Genomic DNA, 12,170 nt, shown 5'->3' on the forward strand with positions numbered 1-12,170 from the left:
CTTACCTTAGCATAAATATAAAATTTATGTCAGAATCACATTTTTATAAAAAGATAGCTTTAAGCTTAAGCCTCAACGAAAAGCAAGTTGATGCTGTTGTTGGATTGTTGGATGAAGGAGCTACCATTCCTTTTATTTCCCGTTACCGGAAGGAAATGACAGGGAGTATGGATGAAGTTCAAGTGGCGAATGTTCGAGATGAAATTGAACGTTTGCGTGCATTGGAAAAACGCAGAGAATTTATTTTAGAGTCCATCGAAGGACAAGGAAAATTAACTCCTGAATTAATTTCTTTGTTAAGACAAGCGGAAACTGTTTCTGCATTGGAAGATATTTATTTGCCTTTCAAACCGAAACGCAGAACAAAAGCAACCATTGCACGTGAAAAAGGATTAGAACCATTAGCGCAACTGATTTTTGATCAAGGAAAAATTGATGTGGAAGATGAAGCAGAGAAATTTGTTTCTGACGAGAAAGATGTGAAGTCGGCCGGTGATGCACTTTCAGGTGCACGTGATATTGTTGCAGAATGGATCAATGAAAATGCAGAAGCACGTGATAAGATTCGTAATTTATTTAAACGTTCGGCTACAATCAAAAGTAAAGTGCTAAGAGGAAAAGAAGAAGCCGGTGAAAAATTCAAAGATTATTTTGATTGGGAAGAAAATTTAATGGGCTGTCCTTCTCATAGATTATTAGCCATCCGCAGAGGAGAAAGCGAAGAGATATTAAGCATTCACATTGCTCCACCTGAAGAAGAAGCTATTGATATCTTGGTGAATCAATTTGTGAAATCCAACAATGCTGCTTCTGCTCAAGTGAAGTTGGCCTGTGATGATGCCTACAATCGTATGATGCAAGGATCAATTGAAACAGAAATGCGCATGATGACCAAAGAATTGGCAGATGAAAAAGCCATTCAAGTGTTTGCGGATAATTTACGCGAATTGATGTTGGCTTCTCCGCTTGGACAAAAAGCAATTTTGGCGATTGACCCGGGCTTTAGAACCGGTTGTAAAGTGGTGGTGTTGGACAAACAAGGAAAGCTATTGGATGACACGGTGATCTATCCACACGAACAAAATAAAATATTTCAAACCAAACAATTGATTTTAGCGTGGTGCGACAAACATAAAGTAGAAGCGATTGCTATTGGAAACGGAACAGCAGGAAGAGAAACCGAAACATTTATTAGAAGTATAGAAGACCTTCCGAAAAGCATCAATGTGATTATGGTAAACGAAAGCGGAGCTTCGATTTATTCTGCATCCGATGTTGCACGCGAAGAGTTTGCTGATAAAGACATCACCGTGCGTGGAGCTGTTTCGATTGGAAGAAGATTGGCTGATCCATTAGCTGAATTGGTGAAGATTGATGCAAAGTCGATTGGAGTGGGACAATATCAACACGATGTGGATCAATACCTCTTGAAGAAAAAATTAGATGAAGTAGTAGAGAGTTGTGTAAATAAAGTTGGAGTAGAAGTGAACACAGCAAGCAAACAATTGTTAACCTACGTTTCCGGATTGGGTGGCGTATTGGCTAGGAATATTGTGGAATACAGAAATGAAAACGGCCCGTTCAAATCTCGGAAAGATATTTTGAAAGTTCCAAGAATGGGCGAAAAAGCATTTGAGCAAGCAGCAGGATTTTTACGTATTGCAAATGGAAAAAATCCATTGGACAAAAGTGCAGTACATCCTGAAAGTTATGGTATTGTGGAGAAAATGGCCGCTGATTTAAATTGCACGATTGAACAATTGATGAGCGAAAAAGAATTTCGTAAACAAATTTCGTTGCAAAAATATGTTACAGAAAAAGTAGGGCTTCCTACTTTGAATGACATCATGAACGAGTTGGATAAACCGGGAAGAGATCCGCGAAAATCATTTGAAGTTTTTAAGTTTGACGACAGCGTTCATGAAATTGCAGATTTAAGAGTAGGAATGAAATTGCCCGGAATTGTAACCAACGTTACCAACTTTGGTGCCTTCGTAGACATTGGCGTTCATCAAGATGGATTAGTACACGTTTCTCAATTGTCAAACACATTTGTCTCCGACCCCAACACGGTTGTGAAAGTTCAACAGCAAGTAATGGTAACTGTAACCGAAGTAGATGCACAAAGAAAAAGAATTGCTTTATCAATGAAAGATAATGTCAGCAGTGCACCCGTTTCGAAACCTGCTCAAACTAATTCTAATAAAAAAGGAAAACCTGAACCACCTGCGAATGATTTCGCTTCTCAGTTGGCTGCTTTGAAGGATAAGTTTAAGTAGTAATAAAACCATTTTAAGAGGTCTTCAAGAAATCTTTTTTTTATGGAAGTACTTGTATAATATGCAAAGAATATCTCTTTTTATGGTTTTTGTTTGCTATTAAATCAAAAAACAGAAAGGGATATAGTCTTTTAGACAGGTATATAAAAAGAATCTATAACTCCATTTAAAATAGGTGTTTCAGAGTAGTTATCGTGAATATCAGTTTTTTGAACAAGTATACTATTGTGAAGTTTTGTTTTGAAACGCATGAGTACATTGAGTAATTTTGTTTCATAATTAAAACTCAAGATCATGAAAAAGTTAGCACTACTGTTTATTTCCCTTTCTTTCGGACTCGTTGTATGTGCTCAAGCACCATCCTTAAAATGGGCAAAATCACTTGAGGCAGGAGTATCAAGTACTATTGATGGTCGGTCGGTCACAGTTGATGATTCATTAAATGTTATTTCAACTGGATTATACAATGGAACTGCTGATTTTGATCCGAATTCGGGAGTTTATAATTTGTCGGCTTCAACCGGAAGTTCTTATGCTTCGTTCGTTTCTAAATTGGATTCTTTGGGTAATTTTTTGTGGGCTGTGAGTTTTGGTGATGCTCTAGGCCATTTTTATAATGGTCAGATAGTTGCCACAGATACTTTAGGAAATATCTATGTTACAGGAACATATAATGGGACGATAGATTTTGATCCAGGGGTTGGAGTTTATAGTATGACCTCCTCTGGGATTTATAGCGGTGATGCCTACATTTTAAAACTCGATCCTGCAGGAAATTTTTTATGGGTGAAGGCTGTTGGTACGCCTCTTCAATGGACGCAATCTTCTGCAATTTCTGTTGATGCATGGGGAGATGTTTATTTAGCAGGCACGTTTAAAGATACTGTAGATTTTGATCCAGGACCTGCGACCTATAATTTGATGTGTGATGGATACAATAATGCATTTATTTTGAAGTTAGATGCGACTGGAAATTTTTTATGGGCAAAAAACATTGGCGGCTTAGCTGGTTCACAAGCAAGTATTTCTGGACTCGATATAGACGGAATGGGTAATGTTATTTCTACGGGTTCATTTTATGCAACTGTAGATTTCGATCCAAGTGGTTCTATTTTTTCTTTGACTTCAAGTGGCAGTGTTTCAAGTTCAGACATGTTTATTTTAAAATTAGATAATGGAGGAAATTTTGTTTGGGTGAAACAAGTAGTAGCTTCTATTGTAAATGGAGGTAGTAAGGCTGTGTCTACGGACTCCTTTGGAAATGCATACATCACAGGTTGGTTTGGAGGAACAGTAGACTTAGATCCAGGATTGGGTATTGTTAGTCATACTTCCGGTGGAAGCTCCAGTAACTCCAATGCATTTGTTCTAAAATTAGATCCATCTGGATCCTATTTATGGAGCAATTGTTTGATTCATTCATTGCCTACTCAGGGAACGTCCATTGTTGTTGACAATTCGGGAAATGTATATACTACAGGGGTTTTTAACGGAACAGTAGATTTTAACCCTGGAATAGGATCTTTTTATCTGACTTCAGGAGATACGAGTGCTCTGGGATATCATGGATATATTTCGAAATTAGATTCATCCGGTAATTTCATTTGGGCAGGGGCATTGAGTGGGGATGGTGTTTCAGGAGGCTGGGGGGCGTCACTTGCAGTTGATGCTTTGGAAAATATCTATATGACAGGCTCATACGCTGGAACAATTGATGTAAATCCAGATGCAGGAATAGATAGTATGTCGACAATTTATGCATCAATAAACGCTTTGGTTCTTAAAATGTCCAAATCTTCAACAGTTTGGCCTGGAGATGCTGATCACAACAATGTTGCAAACAATTATGATCTTTTGCCGATAGGATTATTCTACGGACAAACAGGTACTCCTCGTTCTGTAATTAGTAATTCTTGGTTGGAATATAATGCTGTTGATTGGAATACTTTACAATTGAATGGAGCAGACATAAAGCATGCAGATTGTAACGGTGATGGAATCATAGATAATAACGATACACTTGCAATTAATTTAAATTATTCGTTAACTCATTCATTCGCACCTATTAATAATGAGATTCGATTGTCGGCACCAGATTTATATTTTGTAACAAGTGGTACCTCGTATGCTTCAGGAAGCATTGTTGATGTGGAAGTTTGGGTAGGAAGTTCTACAACGTCTGTAACTAATTTGTACGGACTTGCATTTAATATTAATTATGATGCATCCCTTGTTCAACCTGCTTCTGAAAGTTTAACATTTCCAGCGAGCTGGTTTGGAACATTTGGAACAGATGCAATCACGATTGCAAAGATTGATGGTTTGTCAAACATTGCTTCCGGAGCAAAAACGAGAATAGACCATACGAATGTAAATGGCTATGGGAAAGTTGCAAATTTTAAATTTCAATTAAAAAGTTCAATCCCTACAAATACTTCAATGTATTTTTCGATTTCAGGATACAGTGCTAATGATTCATCTGGTTCTCCTATTTTATTTAATACTCAACCAGATACCATTTTCATAAATTCTACAATTGGAGTAAGTGAAATAAGCAATGAAGCACAAATCTCCATTTACCCAAACCCAACAGCCGGTTCATTCAATATTTTTACTTCGGAGCAAATTAAAGACGGAAGTATTGAAATCTACAATGTTGTTGGTGAATTGATCCTTTCACAAAAAATCATCAACCAACAAAATACAATTGATTTAACAGATCAAGCGACTGGTTTGTACTTTGTAAAAGTGATTAGTGATGGCGAAATTGTTGGGATGAAGAAGGTGATGAAGGAGTAGTTTCCTCTTCATTAATACCCAATACGAATCGTTTTGTTATTGAAGTTGTAATTTTTTAAAATTACCTTTTCGAAAATTGCTGCAAATATTGATTATTATAGTTCATGAATCAGTATTATAATTTTTATGACGCATAAAAAAAGCAATTTGTTTTTATAAAAATTGTAGACTATTTTTATAAAAAATAACTAAAATGAAGAATTTACTACTATTCTTTTTATTGTTGTTTAAGATTGGTGTCGCGCAAAATCTTGTATTAAACGGGGATTTTGAAGACTATTATGGCTGCCCAACGAATATTAGTCAACTTGATTCCTCTGAATTTTGGATAACGCCTACCTTAGGAACCTCAGATTATTTTAATCAATGTAATTTGTCTACAGTAAATGTTCCGTACACTTTTGGTGGTTATCAACAAGCATACAGTGGAGTGGGATTTGCTGGAATTTTTGTCTGGAATAATGGTTTTAGCTACAGTTATCGCGAGTATATTGAAGTGCCGCTTAGTACATCACTTTCTGCTGGTGTTACTTACAATTTTGATATGAAAATTAATTTATCCAACGCGTGTGTTAGCAGTACATACGATATCGGAGCTTATTTTTCAGATACGATTGTTTCTGGTGTAGCAAATAATGTGAATTTACCTTTCGTTCCACAAATTAATAATGTTGCTGGTAATTTTCCTGATTCTTTGAATTGGATATCCGTAACAGCTACATACACTGCCTCTGGAGGAGAGAGTTTTTTAATTATTGGTAATTTTAAGAACAATCCGAATACCTATGTCACAGATTCTTTAACCACAACACCTATTTATGTTTTTATTGATGACGTCTATCTTGCTGAGACGACTGTAGGGATAGATGAAGAAGATGAATGGAAAGTTTCTCTGTATCCCAATCCAACCAGCGGCTCATTTAATCTGTCAACTTCGGAGCAAATTAATGACGGAAGTATTGAAATCTACAATGTTGTTGGTGAATTGATTCTTTCACAAAAAATCATCAACCAACAAAATACAATTGATTTAAAAGATCACGCGACTGGTTTGTACTTTCTTAAGGTGATTAGTGATAGTGAAGTGATTGGGATGAAGAAGGTTGTGAAAGAGTGATTTAATCCACAATCCCCATTGTCTTCATTAAAAAGGAAGCATTCATGGTAGAACAAACACCTTCACTTAATTTATAATCAAAGTTGAGTTTATTGTCTTTAATTGTAATTTCAAAACATAAATTTCTTACTTGCTCAGGAAACTGAGCAGAGAGTTTTGATAATTCCACATCGTGTGTGGCGACTATTCCAACTCCGTTTAATCGTAAAATCTTTTTGATGAGTGCTTCCGAACCTGCATGTTGGTCCTTGCTGTTGGTTCCTTTTAATATTTCATCTAATAAAAAGAAAACTTGTTTTCCTTGTTCGTATTGCTCCGTTAATAAGTGCAAACGTTTTAATTCAGCATAAAAGAACGATTCGTTTTCTTGCAAAGAATCGTTGGTGCGTAAGCTGGTAAATAAATGAATGGGCGAAAATTTATAACGACTTGCACAAACAGGAGCGCCAATCATTGCTATAGTTAAATTAACGCCAATCGTTCTTAAGAAGGTGCTTTTTCCGGCCATGTTTGCCCCCGTTAGTAAATCTACTTTGGGTGCTTGAGAAATGCTATAATTGTTTTTTACTAAAACAGTATCTTGAATCAATGGATGTCCAAGATTTTCTGCTACAATGATGAAATGATTCGTTTCTACTTCCGGAAAAACATACGAAGGATTATTATGTGCATACATCCCTAAACTGATGAATGCATCAAATTCGCCTATGGCATCTACCCATTTCATAAATAAATCCTTGTTCTTTTTTCTCCAATTTTCGATGCCACACATCACATTGATGTCCCACAATAAAATACCATTCAATAAAATCGCTACCACAATGTTCATTCTGGCATCCAACTTATCGGTTAAGCTTTTTAACTCTTTGATGTTCTTGCTGGCAGAAGTGTTCTCGTTTACAAAAACAGATTTTAGTTTGCTTAATAAAGTTGAATTAAACGACTCCTTTTCAATTATGGAAATCAATTGGCGGTATTTCTCTATCGAGTCAAACTTGCGACTTAAATTATCATGAATTTTGTTGATGCGCTTGGTGTAGGCGCCAATAATTCCAAGTTGGATAAAGAACAAAAGTGTGAAAGGTGTTTCATTAATCAGGCCAATAAAAAAGAGCACAATTGAGGTGATCGATAAAATTGGAAGTACAACACATGAGATTTTCAAAAATAAAGTGGAGAAGGTGTTTTTTTCATTTAACCATTCTTCAATGACTTCCTTGTCGGTTGCCTTTTCTTTGTTTTGAAATCCCAATGCAATAAATTCATGATTCCATTCCGGTTTGGATGATAATTCTTTTATCGCTTCTTGGCGTGCTAAAATGGTTTCTTTATCCATAAATGGATACGTTAGCCAGTTTGCCAGCTTTGTTCTACCGGTATAGGTCGAAGTTCGGTTTAGAATTTGAAAAATGGATTTTCTTCCAAAAATATCCAAATCGGAAATAAAATGATGTTGTTTGTCGATATACTCAGTTCCTTCATTAATTCCGTTAAAATCTTTTTTTAAAAGTTGAATTTCAATTTCGTTGACTTTGATCAAATTTTTTAGAAAGCTTGTTTTTCTTTTCAATTGAAGTTCTCTGCTTAGTAAAAAAAGAAAAAGAACAACGGTTATTGCGGAAAAGGAATATGCAAAAACAGCATGTGTTTTATAGTAAAGGAGGAAAAGTACAACCGCTAAAAGAAATAAGAAAATTCGGGAATAGAAAATCTTATTGAATTTACTGTTGTGCTCTTCAATTTCCTTGTTGAAGGTAGTTATTCTGTTTGTATAGTATGATAGTAAGGTATTCATGGAAAGCAAAGCTACGTAAATATTAGCCACAGATTCACAGATTTTCTATGTGAAAAATTAATTTGAAGGGTTTTTAATTAGGAATATAATTGTCTTACTTCTATTAAAATCAATAGGTTTGAGCGATTCTAGAGTGAAATTAAAAATAAAGAATAAATCTGTGAATCTGTGGCATATTTCTTATTTTTGTATCCATTCAAAGGATAAAATAAAAGAATGAAACAAACATGCGTTATCGTTCAAAAAATGATAAACAGGCATGTTTGTTCCATCAGACAATAACTAAATAGTTTAATAATAACTGATGAAAATATCATATAACTGGCTGAAGGAATATATTAAAACGGACTTGTCTCCCAATGAGTTAGGTTTGTTGTTAACCGATTGCGGATTGGAAGTAGAAAGTATCGAAAAGTTCGAAACTGTAAAAGGCGGATTGAAAGGAATTGTTATCGGTGAAGTAAAAACGAAAGAAAAACATCCGGATGCCGACAAATTGAATTTGACGACCGTAGATGTTGGAACAGGAACATTGTTGAACATTGTTTGTGGAGCTGCAAATGTGGAAGCCGGACAAAAAGTGGTGGTGGCTACCATAGGTGCAACCTTATATCCAACAGCTGGTGAATCATTCGAAATCAAAAAAGCAAAAATCCGTGGAAAAGAATCAGAAGGGATGATTTGTGCAGAAGATGAAATCGGATTGGGTGCTTCACATGTAGGAATTATGGTGTTGGATGCGTCTGCAAAAATTGGAACTCCAGCAAATGAATATTTTAAGATTGAAGAAGATTATACGTTCGAAATCGGATTGACACCTAACCGTGCCGATGCCGCTTCTCATGTGGGTGTTGCTCGCGATTTAGTTGCCGTATTAAATGCAAAAGCGGTTGCTATGGACAATGTATTGACATTGCCGGATGAACGACTTTTTAAAGTGGATGAAACAACTTCTCCAATTGAAGTTGTTGTGGAAGACGCAATTGCTTGTCCGCGTTACTCCGGAATTTCTATCTCCAATATCACTGTAAAAGAATCACCGGATTGGTTGAAGAATCGCTTGAAAGCAATCGGACTTCGCCCAATCAATAATATTGTGGATGCCACCAATTATGTATTGCATGAATTAGGGCAACCGATGCATGCATTTAATGCGGATAAAATCAAAGGCGGAAAAGTAATTGTAAAAAAACTTGCAGATAAAACGAAATTTAAAACGTTGGATGAAACAGAACGTGAATTGTCTGCAGAGGATTTGATGATTTGTGATGCCCAAGGCGGAATGTGTATTGCCGGAGTGTTTGGTGGAATTGAATCGGGTGTTACTTCGGAAACAAAAAATATTTTTTTAGAAAGTGCTTATTTTAATGCATCCTCCATCCGTAAATCGTCAAAACGACATGGTTTAAAAACCGATGCGTCTTTCCGATATGAAAGAGGAACCGACCCAAATATTACCGTATACGCTTTAAAACGTGCTGCAATTTTGATTAAAGAAATTGCCGGTGGAAAAATTTCATCGGAGGTAATTGATCTTTATCCTACTCCTGTCGAAAATTTTAAAGTGCCATTTTCTTTCGAAAAGTGCGAACAGATGATTGGTAAAAAAATCGATTTTGAATTGGTGAAGGTTATCATCACTTCTTTAGGGATTGAAATTGAACACGAAGGGAATGATGCTTTGCTATTGTCTGTTCCTCCATTTAAAGTGGATGTTACGCGGGAGCAAGATGTGATCGAAGAAGTATTGCGCATTTATGGATACAACAATGTTGAAATACCAATGGTGTTAAATTCTTCTTTATCATTTGCCGAAAAACCGGATAAAGAAAAAATTCAAAATGTTGTTTCTGAATTGTTGACCAATAATGGTTTTTCTGAAATGATGTGTTTGTCGCTAACTAAAGGTGAATACGCTACGAAATTAAAATCATTAAGTGAAGACAGAAGTGTTGTGATGATGAATCCTTTGAGCAGCGATTTGAATGTATTGCGCCAAACATTATTGTTTAGCGGTCTGGAAACCATTGCTTACAATCAGAATCGAAAGAATGCTGATTTGAAATTGTATGAATTTGGAAAAACATACATCGCATTAAAAGGCGAAACAACAAAATATATTGAAACGAAACATTTGTCTGTTTTTATAACGGGGCGTAAACAAGAAGAAGGCTGGAATGCAACTACAGCCGGTGTGAATTTCTTTACATTAAAGGGAATTGTGAATGCTGTTGTTGAGCGATTGGGAATAAATGGTGTGAAGTTGGCTGAATTGAATTCAGATTTGTTTTCGCAGGCATTAACATTAAATTGGAATAAAAAGGTGTTAGTGGAGTTTGGAGAAGTAGCAAAACCTATTTCATCCAAGTTAATGGATATTAAAATGCCGGTATATTATGCTGATTTTAATTGGGATTTGATTTTGGAAGCGTTGAAAAAAACATCTATCATGTATTCGGAAGTTCCAAAGTTCCCTGAAGTAAGAAGAGATTTAGCTTTACTAATTGACAAAGCGGTGCAGTTTGAACAATTGGAGCAATTGGCATTTCAGTCGGAGAAAAGTCTATTAAAAGACGTGAACTTGTTTGATGTGTACGAAGGAGATAAGTTGCCAACCGGTAAAAAATCATATGCTTTGAGTTTTATCTTGCAAGATGAAAATGCAACGCTTACAGATAAACAAATTGAGAAGATTATGGAGAAGTTGATGAAAACGTATCAAGAGAAAGTAGGAGCGGAGATTCGATAAAGAAAGGATATCTTCTTTCAAATTCATAAAATGAAACGTCCCACATTTGAATTACAAATGTGGGACGTTTCATTTTATAAATACTATTTATAAGTTTCTTACCGTATTACTTTTCGGTTGTTGCATTCCAACTACTAAATATGCGCAGCCTTGTTTTTCTTTATCAACGGCATAAATTTCAACAATTAAATTTTGTGAAGAGTTAGAAAAGAATACCCACGATTCAGGATCTTTAGAAGTTGCGCTGTTGTAAATTTCTGTTTTGTTTTCATCTAAGATTCTGAATGTTACTTTTCCTAAAGCATCTTCAGAACCAATTTGAAATTTGTAGTTTAAACCTCTGTATACGGAAAGATGAATTTCAGAAGGTTCTCCAAGAATCAGTGTCACATCGTTCACTTTACCATTCGGCATGAAAGGCGCTAGTTTTTTGATACCGGCTTTTGCTGGTCCGGAACACTGAGCAGTTGATGTAATGGTCATTGCTAATGAGAATACACAAATAGCAAGAAGAGAGAATATGGTTTGTTTTGAGATTTTCATGATTGACAAGGATTAAAGTGTGATTTTATTTCTAAGCACGGTTACCTTTTCTAAAACAGCTTTTAACTGTTCCTTTGATAATTTATAAGAGGAATTATTCCCAACACTAATGATGTCCTTATCAGAAGTAATCGGTTTGTCTGGTGTTGCTTGAACACTTTCGTAAATGCTTGCAATTCCTTTCATGTCGGTAAGCAATGAGTTGATTTCTTCGTCACCTTCAAATTGCTCCAACATGTTGGTTAAATTTTTTAATACAATTTTTTGATCACCTACTAATCCAATCACATCTTCTTTTTGTGTTTTGTCAGCAATGTTTGTTAAGATGTACATCGCTTCTACCCAGCCTCCTGCAGCAATCAGAGCCACTGCTGTGTTACGTTGATTGTCTTTTAAATACTGGTCAGCATTAATTCCTGCTTCTGTAACAATCGCCATTAATGAATCCAGGTTGGAGCTGTTTGCTTGCAGACGTTTGTTTACTTCTTGTCCGTAGCTACCGTCAATACTTAAAGCAGTAGTTAATTCATTGATGTTTTTTAAGTAGTTGTTGAAATCTTGATTTTGTTTGTATAAGTAGCAAAATGATAAGTCGCTGGAATAGGCACCTAAATTAACCGCCTTAGAAAAGCTAGTCACATACTTCGACATTTTATCTGTTGGATTTAAGACCGCCTTATCAAATGCAGACCCTGACATCTTTAAAATTGTAAATGTTTCTAACGGAGATGGAATGTTGTAAAATACAACCGTTTTTGATGTGTCAATGTTTGTTTTTACTTCGGTTGAGTCAACCGGTGTTTCTGTTGGTTTCTCCGATCCCCCACAGCTGATTAAGCTTAGCGAAGCGATGAAGATGGCAATGTACTTGGTGGTTCGAATCATATT

At 35.8% G+C, this 12,170-nt stretch carries 7 protein-coding genes; 4 read left to right on the plus strand and 3 right to left on the minus strand.

Going from position 1 to position 12,170, the window contains the following annotated elements:
- The first annotated feature begins 26 nt into the window (after positions 1 to 26).
- The 3 genes from IPP64_03250 (at position 27) to IPP64_03260 (ending at position 6,195) form a co-directional block, all read left to right on the plus strand.
- Positions 27 to 2,279: an RNA-binding transcriptional accessory protein gene (locus IPP64_03250; protein MBL0328442.1), complete on the plus strand. Its 2,253-nt coding sequence runs from the start codon at positions 27 to 29 to the stop codon at positions 2,277 to 2,279.
- A gap of 294 nt (positions 2,280 to 2,573) precedes the next feature.
- A complete protein-coding gene (locus IPP64_03255; protein MBL0328443.1) occupies positions 2,574 to 5,078 on the plus strand; it encodes a T9SS type A sorting domain-containing protein in 2,505 nt (834 codons plus the stop codon).
- A 193-nt stretch (positions 5,079 to 5,271) separates the two neighbouring features.
- Complete coding sequence (locus IPP64_03260) at positions 5,272 to 6,195, plus strand: T9SS type A sorting domain-containing protein (protein MBL0328444.1); 924 nt, start codon at positions 5,272 to 5,274, stop codon at positions 6,193 to 6,195.
- 1 nt (position 6,196) lies between these two features.
- Here IPP64_03260 and IPP64_03265 read toward each other — a convergent pair whose 3' ends face one another.
- Positions 6,197 to 8,020: a hypothetical protein gene (locus tag IPP64_03265; GenBank protein ID MBL0328445.1), complete on the minus strand. Its 1,824-nt coding sequence runs from the start codon at positions 8,018 to 8,020 to the stop codon at positions 6,197 to 6,199.
- Positions 8,021 to 8,294: 274 nt separating this feature from the next.
- Here IPP64_03265 and IPP64_03270 point away from each other — a divergent pair, with 274 nt between their 5' ends.
- On the plus strand, positions 8,295 to 10,739 hold the full coding sequence (locus IPP64_03270) for a phenylalanine--tRNA ligase subunit beta (GenBank protein MBL0328446.1): 2,445 nt from the start codon (positions 8,295 to 8,297) through the stop codon (positions 10,737 to 10,739).
- An 87-nt stretch (positions 10,740 to 10,826) separates the two neighbouring features.
- Here the strand turns inward: IPP64_03270 and IPP64_03275 are convergent, their stop codons facing one another.
- A complete protein-coding gene (locus IPP64_03275) occupies positions 10,827 to 11,282 on the minus strand; it encodes a hypothetical protein (GenBank protein MBL0328447.1) in 456 nt (151 codons plus the stop codon).
- A gap of 12 nt (positions 11,283 to 11,294) precedes the next feature.
- On the minus strand, positions 11,295 to 12,167 hold the full coding sequence (locus tag IPP64_03280) for a hypothetical protein (GenBank protein MBL0328448.1): 873 nt from the start codon (positions 12,165 to 12,167) through the stop codon (positions 11,295 to 11,297).
- Between the last annotated feature and the right edge of the window lie 3 nt (positions 12,168 to 12,170).

The organism is Bacteroidota bacterium (genome assembly GCA_016722565.1).
Taxonomy (GTDB): Bacteria; Bacteroidota; Bacteroidia; order 2-12-FULL-35-15; family 2-12-FULL-35-15; genus 2-12-FULL-35-15.